Here is a 20,447-nt window from a genome sequence, read left to right on the forward strand (position 1 = left end):
CGCAGCGCCCCTTTACAGGGTGCGCTGGACCTCGATGCGTTCGAAGCACTCGATCTGGTCGCCCGGCTGGACGTCGTTGTAGGCCTTCACGCCGATACCGCATTCGGTGCCGTTGCGGACCTCGTCGACGTTCTCCTTGAAGCGACGCAGCGACTCGAGTTCGCCCTCGAACACCACCGTGTTGTCGCGCAGCACGCGGATCGGCTTGGTGCGGCGGACCACACCCTCGACGACCATGCAGCCTGCGACCGCACCGAACTTGGAACTGCGGAACACGTCGCGGACCTCGGCGGTACCGATGATCTCCTCGCGGATTTCCATGCCGAGGATGCCCGACGCGACCTGCTTGACCTGGTCGATCACGTCGTAGATCACCGAGAAGTAGCGCAGGTCGAGACCGTTGCCTTCGATGACCTTGCGCGCCGACGCATCGGCGCGGACGTTGAAGCCGATGATCGTGGCCTTCGCCGCGGCCGCCGAGTTCGCGTCGGATTCGGTGATGCCACCGACGCCGGAGACGATGATGTTGATGCGGATCTGGTCGTTCGACAGCGCGGTGAGTGCCTGGCGCAGTGCTTCCGAGGAGCCCTGCACGTCGGCCTTGATGACCAGGTTGAGCGACAGCTGCTGCTCGCTCTGGCCCATCTGCGCCATGATGTCTTCCATGCGGTTGCCGGCGGCCTGCACGAGACGCGTCTCGCGACGCTTGGTCTCACGCTGCTGCGCGACTTCCTTGGCCAGGCGTTCGTCCGCGACGACGACGAAATCGTCGCCCGCTTCCGGCACGCCCGACAGACCGAGCACCTGCACCGGGATCGACGGACCGGCCGTCTGCACCTGGCTGCCGGTCTCGTCGAACAGCGCCCGCACGCGACCGTACTGGATGCCGCAGACGAGGTAGTCGCCGCGCGCCAGCAGGCCGTTCTGCACCAGCACCGTCGCCACCGGGCCACGACCCTTGTCGAGCGAGGATTCGATGACCGCACCGCTGGCGCGACCTTCGGCCACCGCGCGCAGTTCGAGCACCTCGGCCTGCAGCGAGATCGCATCGAGCAGATCGTCGACGCCGTCGCCATTCTTGGCCGACAGTTCCACCATCTGCGTGTCGCCACCGAACTCTTCGGCCACGATCTCGTGCTCGAGCAGTTCGTTCTTGACGCGCGACGGGTCAGCGCCCGACTTGTCGATCTTGTTGATCGCGACGATCAGCGGCACCTTCGCCGCCTTCGCCAGCTTGACCGCCTCGACCGTCTGCGGCATCACGCCGTCGTCGGCCGCGACCACCAGCACCACGATGTCGGTGATCTTGGCGCCGCGGGCACGCATCGACGTGAACGCTGCGTGGCCCGGGGTGTCCAGGAAGCTGATGACGCCCTTGTCGGTTTCGACGTGGTACGCGCCGATGTGCTGGGTGATGCCGCCGGCTTCACCGCTGGCCACCTTGGTGCGGCGGATGTAGTCGAGCAGCGAGGTCTTGCCGTGATCGACGTGACCCATGATCGTGACGACCGGCGGACGCGTGCTCTGGTCGCCCTGGGCTTCGCCGGCGTGTGCGATCAGCTCGCTCTCGGCGTCGTCGGCCTGCGCGCGGACCGGGTTGTGGCCCAGTTCCTCGACGATCAGCGCAGCGGTGTCGTGGTCGATGCTCTGGGTGATGGTCGCCATGACGCCCATCTTGAACAGCGCCTTGACCACGTCGCCGCCCTTCATCGCCAGCTTCTGGGCGAGATCGGCCACGGTGATCGCATCGCCGATCGCCACTTCACGGACCATCGGGCCGGTCGGACGCTCGAAGCCGTGCGGGCCACCGCCGCTGCGCGACTGGTTGCCGGAACGCCGCGGCGGCGCCGAACGCGCCTTGCCCCGCGCACTGCTGCGGCGGGCGCGGTCCGAGGCACTCAGGTGCAGCTGACCGGCGAAACGCGCGGTGCTTTCGTCGTCCTCGACGCCGGCGACCATGGCATGCGAGCCACGGTTGCCCTTGCCGCCCGGCTTGGCGGCGTTGCGATCGTCGGCGCGCGGCGCGGCCGGCGGCTTGTGGCCATGGCCATGCGTCGCGGCGGGCGCCTTGCGGGCGACCTCGGCCTCGTCGGAGGTCACGACCGCCGCGGCGGCGATGACTTCCTTGCGCAGGCGCTCGGCTTCCGCTTCGGCGTCGCGCTTCTTCTGCGCGGCCTCGTCGGCGCGGCGCTGGTCCTCGTCGGCCAGGCGCTGCTGCTCGGAAAGATTGCGCTGGCGCGACTCTTCCAGCTTGCGCAGGATGTCGGCGCGCTCGCTGTCCGGGTCGGCGATGGCCGCCCGCATGGCGTCCTCGCTCGGCTTGACCAGCGTGACTTTCTTGCGCACCAGCACGTCGACCGTCTGGCGATTCTTGCCACCGCCAACGGTCAGTTCCTGCTTGCGGCTACGGTTGAGCGTGATCTTCTTCGGCGCGGCGACTTCCTCGACCGGGGCATCGCCCTTGCCGTGCGCGCGCTTCAGGAAACCCAGCAGCTTCAGCTTTTCCGCGCTGGTCACGACCTGGTCGGGATCGCTGAACGGCATGCCCGCTTCGGACAGCTGCTCAAGCAGTTTCTCGACCGGCGTGTTCACCAGTGCGGCCAGCTTGCGGATGGTGGTTTGTTGCGACATTCGTGATTCGTATCCCGTTCGCGCCGGCCGGAACCGGCGCATGAGTGATGCATTCTACCCGCGACGCGCTCCGGCCTCAGCCTTCACGTTCCAGACGGGCGATTTCCTCGGCACGTGCGGCCAGGATCAATGCGGCGGCGCGGGCGTCGTCGAGCCCCTCGATGCCGAACTCCACGACTTCGTCGGCGCCCAGGTCCGACAGGTCCTCGCTGGTGCGCACGCCGTGCGAGGCCAGCGCGAACGCGGTCTCGTCGTCCATGCCCTCGAGTGCCAGCAGGTCGTCGGCGGGGGCGTTCTCGTCGACGCCCTCCTCGACCGCCAGGGCGTCGTTGAGCAGCGAATCGCGGGCGCGGCCACGCAGTTCCTCGACGATGTCCTCGTCGAAGCCCTCGACCGCCAGCAACTCGCCGACCGGCACGTAGGCGATTTCCTCGACCGTGCTGAAGCCTTCGGCGACCAGGATGCCGGCGATTTCCTCGTCGACTTCCAGCTTCTCCTGGAACAGGGCGCGCGCGGCGTTCTGTTCCGATTCCGATTTCGCGGTGACCTGGTCCTGGGTCATCACGTTGAGCTGCCAACCCGACAGGCGGCTGGCGAGGCGCACGTTCTGACCGCCCTTGCCGATCGCCTGGGCCAGCTTGTCCTCGGCGACCGCCAGATCCATCGAGTGCTTGTCCTCGTCGACGACGATCGACTGGACTTCGGCCGGCGCCATCGCGTTGATGACGAACTGCGCCGGGTTGTCCGACCACAGCACGATGTCGACACGCTCGCCGTTCAGTTCGTTCGACACCGCCTGCACGCGCGAACCGCGCATGCCGATGCAGGCGCCGATGGGATCGGTGCGGGTGTCGTAGGCCAGCACGGCGATCTTGGCGCGGTCGCCCGGATCGCGGGCGCAGGCCTTGATCTCGACCAGGCCCTGGCCGACTTCCGGCACTTCGAGCTTGAACAGCTCCATCATGAATTCCGGCGCGGCGCGGCTGATGAACAGCTGCGGGCCACGCGGCTCGTTGCGCACGTCGAACAGGTAACCGCGGATGCGGTCGCCGGCGCGGACGACGTCGCGCGGAATCGCCTTGTCCTTCTGGATCAGCGCTTCGGCGTTGCCGCCGAGGTCGACGTAGACGTTGCCGCGCTCGACGCGCTTGACGACGCCGGTCACCAGTTCGCCGACGCGATCCTTCCAGGCATCGACGACCTGCTGGCGCTCGGCCTCGCGGACGCGCTGCACGATGACCTGCTTCGCGGCCTGGGCGGCGATGCGGCCGAAGTCGACGTTCTCGATCTGCTCTTCGATGTAGTCGCCGACCTCGACGCCGTCGGCTTCGTCGATCGCGTCCATCATGCGGATCTGGCGATCCGGCGATTCCATGACGACGTCGTCCGCCACCACTTCCCAGCGGCGGAAGGTCTCGTAGCTGCCGTCCTTCGCATCGATGGTGACGCGGGTCAGGACGTCCTGCTCGTGGTAACGCTTCTTGGCGGCGGTGGCCAGCGCGGCCTCGATCGCTTCGAGGATCACGGACTCCGGCACGCCCTTCTCATTGGCGACCGCATCGACGACCAGCAACAGTTCCTTGCTCATCTTTTCATTCACTCCGCAGCGGTCGGCTTGGGCGCCGACGGCGTGTTGTCACGTGTTGTGTTGTGTTTCTTGCCGGCCGCGCCATTGGCGCGCCCCTTCTTGTCTTTCGATGGCGCCAGGCCCAGCGCCGCCCAGTCGGGCATCAGCCGGGCTTTTTCGATGTTGTCCATGCCGACGACAAACGCGGCGCCATCGACGTCGAACGTGATGGTGTCGCCGTCGACGGCCACGATGCCACCCTGGAGACGGCGGCGGCCGTCGTGCGGCAGCTTCAGATTCACCTTCGCCCGCTCGCCGAGCACGCGCGCGAACTGCGCCGCCGTGAACAGCGGACGGTCGACGCCCGGCGACGAGACTTCCAGCGTGTAGTTGCCGGTGATCGGATCCTCGACGTCCAGCTGGGCCGACACCTCGCGGCTGACCGCTTCGCAATGCTCGATGGTCACGCCCTGCACGGCGGGCGCGTCACTGTCGACGGACGGTGCGGCGTCGCCGGAAACCGCTGCGTCAGCGCTCGCGTCGTCGCGGTCGATGTACAGGCGCACCAGCGCGCCACCGGGCGCCGGCAGGTATTCGATGCCCAGCAGTTCGAGCCCGAGGGCTTCCACCGTCGGTGCCAGCAATGCCGTGAGTTGTGTCGCCTTGTCCGCCACTGATCCCTCGTCCGTTGCCGCAGTGCAGGTGATGCGTCGGTTGCTGCCGGGCCATCCGACCCGGCCCGGTAGGCCCGGTCGCCGCGATCCGATCGCGGAAAACGACAAAGGGCCCGAAGGGCCCCTTGTCCGATACCACTGGATGTCGGCGCCGAAGCGAAGCAGTTGCTTCGGCAAAGCCCAGACTTTCCGTATCGGCATGTTCTCCAGAACGAACATGCCGCAACACTCGAAAAGTTGGTAGCGGGGGCAGGATTTGAACCTGCGACCTTCGGGTTATGAGCCCGACGAGCTGCCAGACTGCTCCACCCCGCATCAGGAGCGGAATTATGAAGTTCCCTGTCGGGAAATGCAAGAGGTAAAGAACGATTCCGCCACCATTCCCTACCCCGCTCCGCATCGGACACGCATGCGGAGCGAACCTGCGTAGTTTAACCGAATGCGGTCTGGCACCACACCATCAGCGGACTCCAGAACAGGCCCAGGCCGAGCAGCGCGAGCGCATTGACCGCGAACATCGCCTGCAACGGGCGGCCCGGACGCTGCTGCATCGGGGTCGCGTTCGGTGTGTCGAAGTACATCACCTTGATGACGCGCAGGTAATAGAACGCGCCGATGACCGCGAACACGATGCCGACGATGGCCAGCCACATCAGGTCGCCCTCGAGCGCCGCCTGCAGCACCACCAGCTTGGCCCAGAAGCCGAGGAACGGCGGCACGCCGGCGAGCGAGGCCATGATGCACAGCACCAGGCCGGCCATCCACGGGCTGCGGGCGTTGAGGCCCTTGTAGTCGTCGATGCGGTCGGCCTCGAAGCCTTCGCGCGACAGCATGACGATGGCGCCGAACGCGGCCAGCGACATGATCGCGTAGGCGATCGCGTAGAACATCGCGGCGGCATACCCGTCCGGACCGCCACCGGCGAGCCCCAGGAACAGGAAGCCCACGTGCGACACGGTCGAGTAGGCCAGCATGCGCTTGAGGTTGGTCTGCGCGATCGCGAACAGGTTGCCGACCGCCAGCGACAGCGCGGCGAGCAGCGCCAGCAGCAGCTGCGTCTGCTCGTGCACCGGGCCGAGCGCGACGTCGAGCAGGCGCCAGGTCATGCCGAATGCGGCGAGCTTGGGCATCGAGCTGATGAAGGCGCTGATCGCGGTCGGCGCGCCGTGGTACGCGTCGGGCAGCCACATATGGAACGGCGCGGCGCCGAACTTGAACGCGATGCCGACGACGACGAAGACGGTGCCGGTCAGCAGCAGCACGCGCCCGTCGCCCGACAGTCCGGCGATCGCCTCGTTGATACCGGTCAGCGACAGCGTGCCGACGGCGCCGTAGATCAGCGACATGCCGAACAGCAGCATGCCGGACGCCAGCGAGCCGAGCACGAAGTACTTCATCGCACCTTCGGACGACATCGCGTTGTCGCGGTCGCAGGCGACTAGCGCATAGGAACACAGCGCCAGCAGCTCGAGGCCGACGTAGATCATCGTCAGGTTGCCCGCCGAGACCATCAGCATCATGCCGGCGGTCGCGAACAGGAACAGCACCGGGATCTCGCCCTGGTAGAGGTTGCGCTCGCGCAGGTAGGGCCAGGCATAGGCGAGCGCGCCGGCGGACACCAGCAGGGCCGCGACCTTCAGCACGTCGGCAGCGTTGTCGCGGACGAACATGTCGGCCAGCGCACTGCCCTGCCCGCCCGTGCCCGTCGCGATCAGCGCGGCGGCAGCCAGCAGCGTCAGTACCGCCAGGACATGCGTGACGACGCGGCGGCGCGGATCGATGAACAGGTCGAGCATCAACAGGGCGAACGCGCCGAGGATCACGACGAGCTCGGGCACCAGCGGGCCGAGCTCGGCGATCGTGCGGACAGGAGGTGTCATCGGAGCGGAAATCATCGCGGCGCGGCTCTCATCGAAGTCTGACTCACAGCTTGCTTGCGGCGATCACGTTCGCCAGTTGCGCGATGGACGGCTCCATCAGGTCGGTCAGCGGCTTGGGGTAGATGCCGATGGCCAGCACGCCGATCGCGAACACCGACAGCACCAGGATCTCGCGGCCGTTGATGTCCTTGAGCTCGGCGACGTGGGCATTGGCGACCTCGCCGTAGAGCACGCGCTTGACCAGCCACAGGGTGTAGCCGGCACCGATCACCAGGGTCATCGCGGCGAAGAACGCGAGCATCGGATTGCTCTGGAACGCGGCCAGGATGACCATGAACTCGCCGACGAAGCCCGAAGTGCCCGGCAGGCCGGAGTTGGCCATCGCGAACAGCACGAAGAACGCGGCGAACCACGGCATCAGGTTCGCCACGCCGCCGTAGTCGCGGATCATGCGGGTGTGCATGCGGTCGTAGAGCACGCCGACGCAGGAGAACATCGCGCCGGAGATGAAGCCGTGCGAGATCATCTGCACCATCGCGCCCTGCAGGCCGAGTCGCGCCGCGTCGGTCGCGCCGACGTCGCGGACCAGCGCGAAGGCGATGAACACGCCCAGGGTGACGAAGCCCATGTGCGAGACCGACGAATACGCGATCAGCTTCTTCATGTCCTGCTGGACCAGGGCGACCAGACCGACGTAGACGATCGCGATCAGCGACAGCGCGATGACGAGCCAGGCCCACTCGTGGCCGGCGTCCGGCGTGATCGGCAGGCTGAAGCGCAGGAAGCCGTAGCCACCGATCTTCAGCATGATCGCCGCCAGGATCACCGAGCCGCCGGTCGGCGCCTCGACGTGGGCGTCGGGCAACCAGGTGTGGACCGGGAACATCGGCACCTTGACCGCGAACGCGGCCAGGAACGCGAAGAACAGCCACATCTGCTCGGTCGCGCTGAGCGGCACCGCGTACAGGTCGGGCAGCTGCCAGCTGCCGGCCTGGAGGTACAGGTAGATCAGCCCGACCAGCATGAAGACCGAGCCGAGGAAGGTGTAGAGGAAGAACTTCACCGACGCATACACACGGCGCGGACCGCCCCAGATGCCGATGATGATGAACATCGGGATCAGCATGCCTTCGAAGAACACGTAGAACAGCAGCGCGTCGACGGCCGAGAACACGCCGATCATCAGGCCCTCGAGGATCAGCATCGCCGCGTAGTACTGGTTGACGCGCTTGTCGATCGAGGTCCACGCACCGACCAGCACCAGCGCGGTGGTCAGCGTGGTCAGGATGATCAGCGCGACCGAGATGCCGTCGACGCCGAGGTGGTACTCGATGTCGAACGCGGGAATCCACTCGCGCCGCTCGGCGAACTGCATCGCGGTCGCGGTGTAATCGAACGCGGTGAACAGCGGCAGGCTGACGACGAACACCAGCAGCGCGATCGCCAGCGACACCCAGCGGGCGGCGCCCGGCCGCGAGTTGCCGAGCGCGAGCACGAGCGCACCGCCGAGAATCGGCAGCCAGATCAGGAGACTGAGAAGAGGCCAGTTCGACACGTATCGTTATTCCGTCAGCGCCAGTACTTGATGAGGATGGCCAGAAGCACGATCAGGCCGACGATCATCGCGAATGCGTAGTGGTAGAGATGCCCCGACTGCAGGCGGCGCGCCAGGCTCGACGTCAGGTCGACGACGCGCGCCGAACCGTTGACGAACAGACCATCGATGACCCGCGTGTCGAACATCCGCGAGAGCTTGCCGAGCGCGACGCCGCCACCGGCGAAGCCGCCGATCCACAGGTCGTCCATGCCGTACTTGTTCTCGAGCACGCGAATGGGCAGGCGGAACACGTGCGCGGCCTTCGCCGGCAGCTCGGGCTTCCACCAGTACATGACGGTCGCCAGGACGAAGCCCGCGACGACCAGCCAGAACGCCGGCGCGACGAAGCCATGCATCGCGAACGCCGCCGGGCCGTGCCACAGCTCTTGCTTCAACGCGGCGAGCACGTCGTTGGAGGCCAGCACGTGGATCACGCCGTCGAAGAAGCCGCGCGCCTCGTGATGGCCGGTCCAGTCGGTACCGAACAGCATCGGACCGGCGGTGAAGTAGCCGATCAGGATCGAGGGGATCGCCAGCAGGATCAGCGGCAGCGTCACGACCCACGGGGATTCGTGCGGCTCGTGCGCACCGTGATGCCCATGGTCGTCGTGCGCGTGGGCGTGATGGCCGGTCGCGGCGACCGCATGGCCGTGGCCGTCGTCGTGCAGCGGCTCGTGATGCGTTTCCTGCGCATGTGCGTCATGCGTGGCGTGGGCGTCGGACGCATGCGCGTCGCGGAAGCGCTCCTTGCCGAAGTACGTCATGTAGAGCAGGCGGAAGCTGTAGAACGAGGTCACGAACGCGCCGAGCAGCACCGACCAGTACGCGTACTGGAACACCCAGCCGCCGCCGTCGCTGGCGTGCTTGGCCGCCTCGATGATCGTGTCCTTGGAGTAGAAGCCGCTGAAGAACGGCGTGCCCACCAGGGCCAGCGTGCCGATGACGCTGGTCCAGAAGGTGATCGGCATGTACTTGCGCAGGCCGCCCATCTTGCGCATGTCCTGTTCGTGGTGCATGCCGATGATCACCGAGCCTGCCGCCAGGAACAGCAGCGCCTTGAAGAACGCGTGCGTCATCAGATGGAACACTGCGGCCGAATATGCCGACACGCCGAGCGCGACGGTCATGTAGCCGAGCTGCGACAGCGTCGAATACGCGACGACACGCTTGATGTCGTTCTGCACGATGCCGATCAGGCCGGTGAAGAAGGCCGTGGTCGCACCGATGAAGAGGATGAACTGCAGCGCGGTCTCCGACAGCTCGAACAGCGGCGACATGCGCGCCACCATGAAGATGCCGGCGGTGACCATCGTCGCGGCGTGGATCAGCGCCGAGATCGGCGTCGGGCCTTCCATCGAATCGGGCAGCCACACGTGCAACGGGACCTGGGCCGACTTGCCCATTGCACCGATGAAGAGGCAGATGCAGACCAGGGTCGCGACCGACCATTCGAAACCGGTGAACAGCTCGACCGTCTGTCCGCCGCCGATGGTGGAATCCGCGGCCGCGAACACGGTCGCGTAATCGAGGCTGCCGAACCAGTACAGCACGCCGGCGATGCCGAGCAGGAAACCGAAGTCGCCGACACGGTTGACCAGGAACGCCTTCATGTTGGCGAACACCGCAGTCGGCTTCTTGAACCAGAAGCCGATCAGCAGATACGACACCAGGCCCACCGCTTCCCAGCCGAAGAACAGCTGCAGGAAGTTGTTGCCCATCACCAGCATCAGCATCGAGAAGGTGAACAGCGAGATGTAGCTGAAGAAGCGCTGGTAACCCGGGTCCTCGGCCATGTACCCGATGGTGTAGACGTGCACCAGCAGCGCCACGAAGGTCACCACGACCATCATCATCGCGGTGAGGTTGTCGACCAGGAAGCCGACATGCGCCGAATAGTTGCCGACCTCGAAGAACGTGTAGACGTTCTCGTTGAACGCGGGCGCGCCCTGCAGCAGCTGCCACAGCACGTAGACCGACAGCGCGCAGCTGACGGCGACGCCGGCGATGGTCACCGTGTGTGCGCCGGCGCGTCCGACCTGGCGTCCGAACAGGCCCGCGACGATCGAGCCCAGCAACGGCGCCAGCACGATCGCCAGCAGCATGCCTTGGGAAATTGCGTACTCCATGCCCGGCTCAGCCCTTCAACGTGTCGAGTTCGGCGACGTTGATCGTGCGCCGGTTGCGGAACAGCGTGACCAGGATCGCCAGGCCGATGGCGGCCTCGGCGGCGGCCACGGTCAGGATGAAGAACACGAAGATCTGCCCGGACGCATCGGCGAACTCGCGCGAGAACGCGACGAAGTTGATGTTGACCGCGAGCAGCATCAGCTCGATCGACATCAGCAGGATGATCACGTTCTTCCGGTTGAGGAAGATGCCCGCGACGCTGATGCAGAACAGCACCGCACCCAGCGACAGGTAATGGCCCAGCGCGAGGCCTTCGCCGAAGATCTCGGTCATTTCGTCTCTCCTGCGCCGCCCGTCGCCGCGACCGGCTGCATCGACACCACGCGCACGCGGTCCGAGGCCTGGACCCGCGCCTGGGCGCCGGGGTTCTGGTGCTTGGTGCCGGGCCGGCGACGCAGCGTCAGCATCACCGCCGCGATCACCGCGACGGTCAGGATCACCGCCGCGATCTCGAACGGCAGCAGGAAATCGGTGAACAGGCGACGCGCGATCCACACCGTGTTCGACACACCGGCCGCTTCGACCGGATCGGTAGCGAACGGCACCATCTTCGCCTTGACGCCGATCAGCGTGACGATCTCGACCAGCATCACCACCGCGACGATCAGGCCGACCGGAAGGTAACGCACGTAGCCTTCGCGCAGCGGGGCGACATCGACGTCGAGCATCATCACCACGAACAGGAACAGCACCATCACCGCGCCGACGTAGACCAGCACCAGCGCGATGCCGAGGAACTCGGCGCCGGCCAGCAGCCAGGTGCAGGCGACGGAGAAGAACGTCAGCACCAGGAACAGCGCGGCGTGCACCGGGTTGCGGGCGCTGATCACCGCGACCGCGGACATCACGGTGACCGCGGCGAAGACGAGGAATGCAATCAGGTCGAAATTCATGACTTACCTGTACGCGGAGTCGGCGGCGCGGCGGTCGGCGATCTCGCCTTCGAGGCGATCGCCGATGGCCAGCAGCTGCGGCTTGGTCACGATGTTCTCGCCGCGGTTCTCGAAGTGGTATTCGTGCAGGTGGGTCTCGACGATCGAGTCCACCGGGCACGATTCCTCGCAGAACCCGCAGTAGATGCACTTGAACAGATCGATGTCGTAACGCGTGGTGCGGCGGGTGCCGTCCTCGCGCTGTTCCGAGTCGATGGTGATCGCCAGCGCCGGGCACACGGCCTCGCACAGCTTGCAGGCGATGCAGCGCTCTTCGCCGTTCGGATACCGACGCAGCGCGTGCAGACCGCGGAAACGCGGCGACTGCGGCGTCTTCTCCATCGGGTACATCAGCGTGTACTTGTCGCGGAACAGGTACTTGAGCGTCAGCCACATGCCGCCGAGCAGCTCGAGCAGCAGCAGGCTCCGGAACCAGGAAATGAAACCGCCCATTACTGCCCTGCCTCGAAGACGCCGAAATATGCCATCAGTGCGGTGACCACGATCCAGCCGATGCTGATCGGGATGAAGACCTTCCAGCCCAGACGCATGATCTGGTCGTAGCGGTAGCGCGGGAACGACGCGCGGAACCAGATGAAACAGCTGGCGAAGAAGAACACCTTCGCGAACAGCCACCACCAGCCGTCGACCGACAGCAGCGGAATGCCCAGCCCCTGGAACGGCGACAGCCAGCCGCCGAGGAAGAACGTGGCGGTCAGGAAGCTGATCAGGATCATGTTCGCGTATTCGGCGAGGAAGAACAGCGCGAACGCCGACCCCGAATACTCGACCATGTGGCCGGCGACGATTTCCGACTCGCCTTCGACGACGTCGAACGGCGCGCGGTTGGTCTCGGCCACACCGGAGATGAAGTAGATGACGAACAACGGCAGCATCGGCAGCCAGAACCAGTCGAACAGGCCCTTGCCGCCGGCCTGCGCCATGACGATCTCGGTCAGGTTCAGGCTACCCGCGCCGACCATCACGCCGACCAGGGCGAACCCCATCGCGATCTCGTAGCTGATCATCTGCGCCGAGGCGCGCATCGCGCCGAGGAAGGCGTACTTCGAGTTCGACGCCCAGCCCGCGAGGATGATCCCGTAGATCCCGAGCGAGGTCATCGCCAGCAGATACAGCAGGCCGGCATTGGCGTTCGACAGCACCAGCTGCGCGTCGAACGGCACCACGGCCCAGGCCGCGAACGCGGGCGCGAGCGTGATCAGCGGAGCGAGCACGTACAGCACGCGCTGCGCGTTGGTCGGCTGGATGACTTCCTTGAACAGCAGTTTGAAGACGTCGGCGAAGGCCTGGAAGATGCCCATGCCGACGTACATCGGTCCGTGGCGCACATGCATCCAGCCGATCAGCTTGCGCTCCCAGACCACGTAGAACGCGACGGCGATGATCACCGGCATCGCGATGACGACGATCTTCAGCACGATCCAGAGGATCACGCCGATCGCGCCCAGCGACATCAGCCAGTCGTGCAACGGCGCGGTGGCCTCACCGAGCAACGTCGCGGTATTCGTCACGCTCATGCCGCCACCACCTTGACCTTGCCGGCCGACAGCGCCGCCGTGGCGCCGTAGCCCGATTCCACCCATGCCGCACCCGCGCCGACGCGATCGTCGATCGTGACCTGCAGCGTCGCGGTACCGGCCGCGTTGGAGACCTTCGCCATGCCGTCGTCGGCCACGCCGACCGCGGCCGCATCGTCGGGATGCAGCACGAGGCGCGGCCCCAGGGTCAGCGGATGCGCCTGCAGTGCCGCCGCACGACGGGTCAGGCCGTCGACGCGGTAGATCGCCTGGGTCACGGCCAGTTCGAGACCGTCACCCGACAGCGTGGGCACAGCCGACGCCTGCACCGCGACCTGCTTGTGCGCCAGGCCGTCGCGCAGCCCGGCCAGATCGGTGAACTCGAAGCCCGGCACGGCGAGCTCGCCGCCCAGCGCGCGCAACACGCGCCAGCCGGCACGCGCCTCGCCCGGCAGCTTGCCGGCCGCGACGGCGCGCTGGTCGCGACCGTCGAGATTGGTCAGCGTGGCGTCGATCTCGGCCAGGGCGCCGATCGGCAGGATCACGTCGGCCACCGCACGCGTCGACGCGCAGGCGAAGTGGCTGAAGGCGACGACCTGGGCCGCGCCCAGCGCCTGCAGCGCCTGCGCCTGGTCGGCGAAGTCGAGACCCGGCTCGATGCCGTAGATGACGTAGGCGCTGCGGCGCTCGGCGAGCATCGCATTCGCGTCGCGCGTCGTCGGCAGCACGCCATGGCGCGCCAGCCCGAGCGCGTTCGCGCCCTGCGGGATCCGGCACAGCGCGGCGCCGGTCGACGCAGCGAGCGTCGCGGCCGCGGCGCGGATGTCGGCCGCATGCAGGCTGGCTTCGGCCTGATGACCGACGAGGATCGCGGCGTGGCTGGCGCCGCGCAGCGCATCGGCGAGTTCCGTCGAGCGCAGCATCGCGGCGATCTGCGACGGCGGCACGATCGCCTTGTCGGCGATGTCGAAGGTGAAGTCGAAGTCGACCGGATTGACGACGTAGACCTTGGCGCCACGCTTCCACGCCTGGCGCACGCGCTGGTGCAGCAGCGGCACTTCGTGGCGCAGGTTGGAACCGACGATGACGACCGCATCGGCCTTGTCGAGTTCCGCGACCGGCATCGCGAACGCTTCGGCGACCGCGCCATCCGACAGGTCGCGCTGGGCGATGCGGTGGTCGAGGTTGCCGCTGCCGAGCGCGTCGGCGAGGCGCGCGAGCAGCGCGCCCTCTTCGTTCGAGGTCGCGGGATGCACCAGCAGGCCGAGTTCGTCGGCGGGGTTGTCGCGCAGGATCTTCGCCGCACGCGCCAGCGCCTCGTCCCACGAAGCCTCGCGCCAGCCGTCATCCGAACCGCTTGCGTTGTCCTTGACCATCGGCCGCAGCGCGCGGTCCTCGGCCGACAGGCCCTGGTGCGACCAGCGATCACGATCCGACAGCCAGCACTCGTTGACGGCCTCGTTGTCGCGCGGCACCGCGCGCATCACGTCGCCGCGGCGCAGATGCAGGAACAGGTTGCTGCCGAGCGCGTCATGGCCGCCGAGCGACTCGCGCGCGATCAGCTCCCAGGGGCGGGCGCGGAAGCGGAACACTTTGTTGGTCAACGCGCCGACCGGGCACACGTCGATGACGTTGCCCGACAGCTCGGTCGTCAACGGCTTGCCGTCGTAGGTGCCGATCTGCAGGTTCTCGCCGCGCTGCATGCCGCCCAGCTCGTAGGTACCGGCGATGTCCGCGGTGAAACGGACGCAACGCGTGCACTGGATGCAGCGCGTCATCTCGGTGGCGACCAGCGGGCCGAGATCCTCGTCGGCGACGACGCGCTTGCGCTCGGCGAACCGGCTGACCGAACGGCCGTAGCCGAGCGACAGATCCTGCAGCTCGCACTCGCCGCCCTGATCGCAGATCGGGCAGTCGAGCGGATGGTTGATCAGCAGGAACTCCATCACGTTGCGCTGCGACTTCAACGCCTTTTCGCTGCGCGTGATGACCTGCATGCCGTCCATCACCGGCGTGGCGCAGGCCGGCGCGGGCTTGGGCATCTTCTCGACCTCGACCAGGCACATGCGGCAGTTCGCCGCGATTGCCAGCTTGTCGTGGTAGCAGAAGCGCGGGATCGGAATGCCGGCCTTGTCGGCGGCCTGAATGATCATCGAGCCCTTGGGCGCGGCCAGTTCGACACCGTCGATGAAGACGGTGACGTGGTCGGGCTGCAGGTTCGGATTCACGGGCTGTGCGCTCATGCGGCGGCCCTCTTCTCGACGACGGTGCCGTCGCGCCGGTCGTCCACCAGGAAGCGGCCGTTGACGATCGCGTACTCGAATTCGTCCCAGAAATGATGCAGGAAGCCCTGCACCGGCCACGCAGCGGCTTCGCCGAACGCGCAGATGGTGTGGCCTTCGATCTGGCCGGCGGCGGCCCGCAGCATCTGCAGGTCGTCCAGCGTGGCCTGTTTCTCGACGATGCGGGTCAGCATGCGGTACATCCAGCCGGTGCCTTCGCGGCACGGCGTGCACTGGCCGCAGCTTTCCTTGTAGTAGAACCGCGCGATGCGCTGGCAGGCGCGCACCATGCAGGTGGTCTCGTCCATGACGATCACCGCGCCCGAGCCGAGGCCGGAGCCGGCCTTCTGCAGCGCGTCGTAATCCATCGTCAGGCCCATCATGGTCTCGCCGGGCAGCACCTTCATCGACGAGCCGCCGGGGATCACGGCCTTGATCGCACGGCCGTCGCGCATGCCGCCGCACAGCTCCAGCAGATCGGCGAACGAGGTGCCGAGGCGGATCTCGTGGTTGCCGGGCCGGGCGACGTGGCCCGATACCGAGAAGATCTTGCAGCCGCCGTTGTTCGGCTTGCCCAGGCCCATGAACCACTCGGCGCCGTTGCGCACGATCGCCGGCACCGAGGCGAAGGTCTCGGTGTTGTTGATCGTCGTCGGCTTGCCGTAGAGGCCGAAGTTCGCCGGGAACGGCGGCTTGTAGCGGGGCTGGCCCTTCTTGCCTTCCAGCGACTCCATCAGCGCGGTTTCCTCACCGCAGATATAGGCGCCCGCGCCGAGCGCGTTGTAGAGGTCGATGTCGACGCCCGAGCCCAGCACGTTCTTGCCCAGCCAGCCATGCTTGTAGGCTTCGGCGGTGGCTTCCTCGAGATGTTCGAAGGGCTCGTGGTGGAACTCGCCGCGCAGGTAGTTGTAGCCCACCGCGCTGCCGGTCGCGTAGCAGGCGATCGCCATGCCTTCGATGACCGCATGCGGGTTGTAGCGCAGGATGTCGCGGTCTTTCGCGGTGCCCGGCTCGGATTCGTCGGAGTTGCAGAGGATGTACTTCTGCATCTCGCCCTTGGGCATGAAGCTCCACTTCAGGCCGGTCGGGAAACCCGCGCCGCCACGGCCGCGCAGGCCGGACTGCTTGACCATCTCGACGACGTCGGCCGGCGCGATCTTCTCTTCGAGAATGCGGCGCAGCGCGCTGTAACCACCCGTCTTGAGGTAGTTCTCGTAGCTCCACGGCTTGTCGAAATGCAGCGTGGTGTAGACCGCCTGGTGCTCCTTGGGCGCCGGTCCGACGGGACCGTAACCTTCGGAAGCATGGGGATGGTGATGTGCCATGTCCGCGCGTTCGCCTTACTTCAGACCGTCGAGCAGCTCGTCGACGCCTTCGGGCGTGAGCTTCTCGTGGTAATGACCGTTGATGACCACGACCGGCGCACCGCAGCAGGCCGCGACGCACTCTTCTTCGCGCTTGAGGAACACACGGCCGTCCGCCGTCGATTCGCCGAGCCTGCAGCCCAGCTTCTTCTCGGCGTGCGTGACCAGATCCTCGGCGCCGTTGAGCCAGCAGCTGATGTTGGTGCAGAACGCGACGTTGTTGCGCCCGACCGGCTGGGTCTCGAACATCGAGTAGAACGTCGCGACCTCGTAGGCCCACACCGGCGGCAGGTCGAGATACTTGGCGACGCCGGCGATCAGCTCGTCGGTCAGCCAGCCCCCGTTCTGTTCCTGGGCGGCGAACAGGCCCTGCAGCACCGCGGAACGCTTGCGGTCCTCGGGAAACTTGGTCAGCCAGTGGTCGATGTGCGCGCGGGTGTCGCCGGTCAGGACGACCATCGGGTCCACGTTGCGTGCGTTCTCGAAATTGCCTGTCGCTCTCATCGGTCAACCTCACCGAACACGATGTCATAGGTCCCGATCATCGCCACGACGTCCGACAGCATGTGTCCCTTGACGATCGTGTCCATCGACGACAGGTGCGCGAAGCCCGGCGCGCGCAGATGCACGCGGAAGGGCTTGTTGGCGCCGTCGGAGACCAGGTAGCAGCCGAACTCGCCCTTGGGCGCCTCGACCGCGCTGTAGGTCTCGCCGACCGGCACGCAGTAGCCTTCGGTGAACAGCTTGAAGTGGTGGATCAGCGCTTCCATGTCGTCCTTCATCGATTCGCGCGATGGCGGCGACACCTTGTAGTTGTCCAGCATGACCGGACCGGGATTCGCCCGCAGCCAGGCGACGCACTGCTCGATGATCCGCACCGACTGCCGCATCTCGACGATGCGCACCAGGTAGCGGTCGTAGCAGTCGCCTTCCACGCCGACGGCGATGTCGAAGTCGACTTCGGCGTACTTGGCGTAGGGCTGGGTCTTGCGCAGGTCCCATTCGATGCCCGAGCCACGCAGCATCGGGCCGGTCATGCCCCAGGCCAGCGCCTGCTCCGGCGGAATCACGCCGATGCCGACGGTGCGCTGCTTCCAGATGCGGTTGTCGGTCAGCAGCGTCTCGTACTCGTCGACGCGGCTGGGGAAATCCTTCGCGAACGCCTCGAGGTAATCGAGCATCGAGCCTTCGCGCCACGCATTGAAGCGCTTGAGCTTGGCGCCCTTGCGCCACGGCGACTCGCGGTACTGCGGCATGCGGTCGGGCAGGTCGCGGTAGACGCCACCGGGACGGTAGTAGGTCGCGTGCATGCGCGCGCCCGAGACCGCCTCGTAGACGTCCATCAGTTCTTCGCGCTCGCGGAACGCATACAGCATCACCGCCATCGCACCGAGGTCGAGCGCGTTCGACCCCACCCACATCAGGTGGTTGAGGATGCGCGTGATCTCGTCGAACAGCGTGCGGATCCACTGCGCACGCGCCGGCGCCTCGATGCCCATCAGGGTCTCGATCGCGCGCACGTAGGCGTGCTCGTTGCACATCATCGACACGTAATCCAGACGATCCATGTAGCCGATCGACTGGTTGAACGGCTTGGATTCCGCCAGCTTCTCGGTGCCGCGATGCAGCAGGCCGATGTGCGGATCGGCGCGCATGACGGTTTCGCCGTCCATCTCCAGGATCAGGCGCAGCACGCCGTGCGCGGCCGGATGCTGGGGACCGAAGTTGAACGTGTAGTTGCGGATTTCCTGCTTCAGCGCCATGGCGTCGGGGGTGGCGACGGCCTGGTGCAGCGAGGTGGTGGTCGGCACGGCGCTCACTTGGCGGGCTCCTCGGCATTGCGCGACATCCGCTCGCCGTACGCGGTGGCGTAGCGGGCATCGTCGCGGATCACGCGCGGCACGCCGACGCGCGGCTCGACCGACGTCACCGGCTCGTACACCACGCGCTTGCGCTCGGCGTCGTAACGCACTTCGACATTGCCGATCAGCGGAAAATCCTTGCGGAACGGATGCCCGACGAATCCGTAGTCGGTCAGGATCCGGCGCAGGTCCGGATGTCCTTCGAAAATGATGCCGAACAGGTCGAACGCCTCACGCTCGAACCAGTTGGCCACCGGCCACAGACCGGTCAGCGACGAGACGAGCGGCAGGCCGTCGTCGGGCGCGAAGCACTTCACGCTCAGGCGCTGGTTGTGCTGGACCGACAACAGCTGCGCGACCGCGGCGAAGCGGCGCAGAGGTGCGGGAATGACATCGCTGCCGCCGGGCTGCGCGACCTGCCGGCTGTGGGTTTCGCCGAACTTGAAGCGGCCCGCGCCGCGGCCTTCGACGCCGCGGCTGAAACCCTCGGACGACACGTCGGTGTCCCACTCGTCGCTGCCGTGGCCCAGGTAGTCCAGGCCGCAGACATCGATCAGTGACTCGAAGCCGAACTCGTTGCGCAGGACGCGGCAGGTGTCGAGCCAGTCGCCGCCGGTGACGAGGAAGACCTCGCCCCGCGGCAGCGCCACGGAGACGTCGGCATCGGGAAACCGCGCGCGCAGGCGCGCGGCGAAGTCGGTATTGGACTCACGCATCGCGCAGCCCCGTCTTGGTCTCGCCGAAGTTGGTCGCGCGGCGGATCTTCTTCTGCAGCTGCAGGATGCCGTAGACCAGCGCCTCGGCCGTCGGCGGGCAGCCCGGCACGTAGACGTCAACCGGCACGATGCGATCGCAGCCACGGACCACCGAATACGAGTAGTGGTAGTAGCCGCCGCCATTGGCGCAGCTGCCCATCGAGATGACCCACTTCGGGTCCGGCATCTGGTCGTAGACCTTGCGCAGCGCCGGGGCCATCTTGTTGACCAGCGTGCCGGCGACGATCATCACGTCGGACTGGCGCGGGCTGGGACGGAACACGACGCCGTAGCGGTCGAGATCGATGCGCGCGGCGCCGGCGTGCATCATTTCCACCGCGCAGCAGGCCAGACCGAAGGTCATGGGCCACATCGAACCCGTACGCGCCCAGTTGAGCAGCACGTCGGAACTGGTGGTGACGAAGCCGCGCTCGAGCAGCGGATTCTCGCCTTCCGGGCGCAGGATGTCGTCGACCCGGCCTTCCGGCAGCGGGTTGTTCATCAGGCGCGCGACGGTCTGGTTCATTCCCATTCCAGCGCTCCCTTCTTCCACACGTAGACGAAGCCGAGCAGCAGCATGCCGGCGAAGATGCCCATCTCGATCAGGCCGAGCACGCCGAGTTCGCGGAACACGGTGGCCCAGGGCACGATGAAGATGATTTCCAGATCGAAGACGATGAACTGGATCGCGATGAGGTAGTAGCGCACGTCGAACTGCATGCGCGCGTCTTCGAACGCCTCGAAGCCGCACTCGTAGGGCGAGAGCTTCTCGAGCGTGGGACGCTTGGGCCCGATCAGGTTGCCCACAACCAGCAAGGCAATGCCGATTCCCGTGGCAACGATCAGGAACAGCAGGGTCGGCAGATATTCGGCCAGCACTCGGATGTTCTCTCGGCTACTCGCCGCGTGATGCGGCATTGGCTCGACGTCGACGACGTCGCGTGCGAAGCGCGCTCGCTTCGTGGTGCGCCCGGACAGACTGGACTGGAACGCGTCCGCGTCCGGGTCACGACACGTGCACGCGCACCGTTGCCCGCGCCTGTTTCGCCGCGCGGCGCGGCCCCGCGTGTACGAGCCTCATCGGCACGCCGGATGCGTCCTGGCGCGAGCAGCACCCAGACGCGAAAACCCCGCTCGCGCGGGGTTCCGGGTGAAGCGCGCATCCTGCGATGCGGTGT

Annotated in this window: 17 protein-coding genes and 1 tRNA gene; all 18 read right to left on the bottom strand. The window is 66.7% G+C overall.

Annotated features, from left to right (window positions below; translation table 11 throughout):
- Positions 1-12 precede the first annotated feature (12 nt).
- Positions 13-2,631, bottom strand: coding sequence for a translation initiation factor IF-2 (gene infB, locus CJ022_RS11610; RefSeq protein WP_101926815.1), 2,619 nt, complete (start codon positions 2,629-2,631; stop codon positions 13-15).
- 76 nt (positions 2,632-2,707) lie between these two features.
- Positions 2,708-4,219 (bottom strand): transcription termination factor NusA, encoded by a 1,512-nt coding sequence (nusA, locus tag CJ022_RS11615; RefSeq protein ID WP_101926816.1) that lies wholly within the window; start codon positions 4,217-4,219, stop codon positions 2,708-2,710.
- Positions 4,220-4,227: 8 nt separating this feature from the next.
- Complete coding sequence (locus tag CJ022_RS11620) at positions 4,228-4,872, bottom strand: ribosome maturation factor RimP (RefSeq protein WP_101926817.1); 645 nt, start codon at positions 4,870-4,872, stop codon at positions 4,228-4,230.
- A gap of 238 nt (positions 4,873-5,110) precedes the next feature.
- A tRNA-Met gene (locus tag CJ022_RS11625) sits at positions 5,111-5,187 on the bottom strand.
- Positions 5,188-5,303: 116 nt separating this feature from the next.
- Entirely contained in the window at positions 5,304-6,764 is a 1,461-nt protein-coding gene (nuoN, locus tag CJ022_RS11630; RefSeq protein ID WP_425490872.1) for an NADH-quinone oxidoreductase subunit NuoN, read from the bottom strand.
- Positions 6,765-6,795: 31 nt separating this feature from the next.
- The gene (locus tag CJ022_RS11635; RefSeq protein ID WP_101926819.1) at positions 6,796-8,307 is read right to left on the bottom strand and encodes an NADH-quinone oxidoreductase subunit M; all 1,512 of its coding nucleotides are present in this window, start codon (positions 8,305-8,307) and stop codon (positions 6,796-6,798) included.
- A gap of 14 nt (positions 8,308-8,321) precedes the next feature.
- Positions 8,322-10,475: an NADH-quinone oxidoreductase subunit L gene (nuoL, locus tag CJ022_RS11640; RefSeq protein ID WP_101926820.1), complete on the bottom strand. Its 2,154-nt coding sequence runs from the start codon at positions 10,473-10,475 to the stop codon at positions 8,322-8,324.
- 7 nt (positions 10,476-10,482) lie between these two features.
- Positions 10,483-10,809, bottom strand: a complete 327-nt coding sequence (gene nuoK, locus CJ022_RS11645; RefSeq protein WP_101926821.1) for an NADH-quinone oxidoreductase subunit NuoK — start codon at positions 10,807-10,809, stop codon at positions 10,483-10,485.
- On the bottom strand, positions 10,806-11,429 hold the full coding sequence (locus tag CJ022_RS11650; RefSeq protein ID WP_101926822.1) for an NADH-quinone oxidoreductase subunit J: 624 nt from the start codon (positions 11,427-11,429) through the stop codon (positions 10,806-10,808). The genes nuoK and CJ022_RS11650 overlap by 4 nt, the downstream gene beginning before the upstream one ends.
- A 3-nt stretch (positions 11,430-11,432) precedes the next feature.
- The gene (gene nuoI, locus CJ022_RS11655) at positions 11,433-11,921 is read right to left on the bottom strand and encodes an NADH-quinone oxidoreductase subunit NuoI (RefSeq protein ID WP_101926823.1); all 489 of its coding nucleotides are present in this window, start codon (positions 11,919-11,921) and stop codon (positions 11,433-11,435) included.
- Complete coding sequence (nuoH, locus tag CJ022_RS11660; protein ID WP_101926824.1) at positions 11,921-13,006, bottom strand: NADH-quinone oxidoreductase subunit NuoH; 1,086 nt, start codon at positions 13,004-13,006, stop codon at positions 11,921-11,923. Before nuoH ends, nuoI begins: the two co-directional genes overlap by 1 nt.
- Positions 13,003-15,249: an NADH-quinone oxidoreductase subunit NuoG gene (gene nuoG / locus CJ022_RS11665; RefSeq protein ID WP_101926825.1), complete on the bottom strand. Its 2,247-nt coding sequence runs from the start codon at positions 15,247-15,249 to the stop codon at positions 13,003-13,005. The genes nuoH and nuoG overlap by 4 nt, the downstream gene beginning before the upstream one ends.
- Positions 15,246-16,613, bottom strand: coding sequence for an NADH-quinone oxidoreductase subunit NuoF (nuoF, locus tag CJ022_RS11670; protein WP_101926826.1), 1,368 nt, complete (start codon positions 16,611-16,613; stop codon positions 15,246-15,248). Before nuoF ends, nuoG begins: the two co-directional genes overlap by 4 nt.
- A 15-nt stretch (positions 16,614-16,628) precedes the next feature.
- Positions 16,629-17,156, bottom strand: a complete 528-nt coding sequence (nuoE, locus tag CJ022_RS11675; protein WP_101926827.1) for an NADH-quinone oxidoreductase subunit NuoE — start codon at positions 17,154-17,156, stop codon at positions 16,629-16,631.
- The gene (locus CJ022_RS11680; protein WP_101926843.1) at positions 17,153-18,415 is read right to left on the bottom strand and encodes an NADH-quinone oxidoreductase subunit D; all 1,263 of its coding nucleotides are present in this window, start codon (positions 18,413-18,415) and stop codon (positions 17,153-17,155) included. Before CJ022_RS11680 ends, nuoE begins: the two co-directional genes overlap by 4 nt.
- A gap of 53 nt (positions 18,416-18,468) precedes the next feature.
- Entirely contained in the window at positions 18,469-19,230 is a 762-nt protein-coding gene (locus CJ022_RS11685; RefSeq protein WP_101926828.1) for an NADH-quinone oxidoreductase subunit C, read from the bottom strand.
- The gene (locus CJ022_RS11690) at positions 19,223-19,801 is read right to left on the bottom strand and encodes a NuoB/complex I 20 kDa subunit family protein (protein WP_101926829.1); all 579 of its coding nucleotides are present in this window, start codon (positions 19,799-19,801) and stop codon (positions 19,223-19,225) included. The genes CJ022_RS11685 and CJ022_RS11690 overlap by 8 nt, the downstream gene beginning before the upstream one ends.
- Positions 19,792-20,148 carry an NADH-quinone oxidoreductase subunit A gene (locus CJ022_RS11695; protein WP_101926830.1) on the bottom strand — a complete coding sequence of 119 codons (357 nt, stop codon included), beginning with the start codon at positions 20,146-20,148 and terminating at the stop codon, positions 19,792-19,794. The genes CJ022_RS11690 and CJ022_RS11695 overlap by 10 nt, the downstream gene beginning before the upstream one ends.
- Positions 20,149-20,447: the final 299 nt, after the last annotated feature.

Origin of the sequence: Luteimonas rhizosphaerae, from assembly GCF_002849595.1 — a bacterium.
In the GTDB taxonomy this organism is placed as follows: Bacteria; Pseudomonadota; Gammaproteobacteria; order Xanthomonadales; family Xanthomonadaceae; genus Luteimonas; species Luteimonas cellulosilyticus.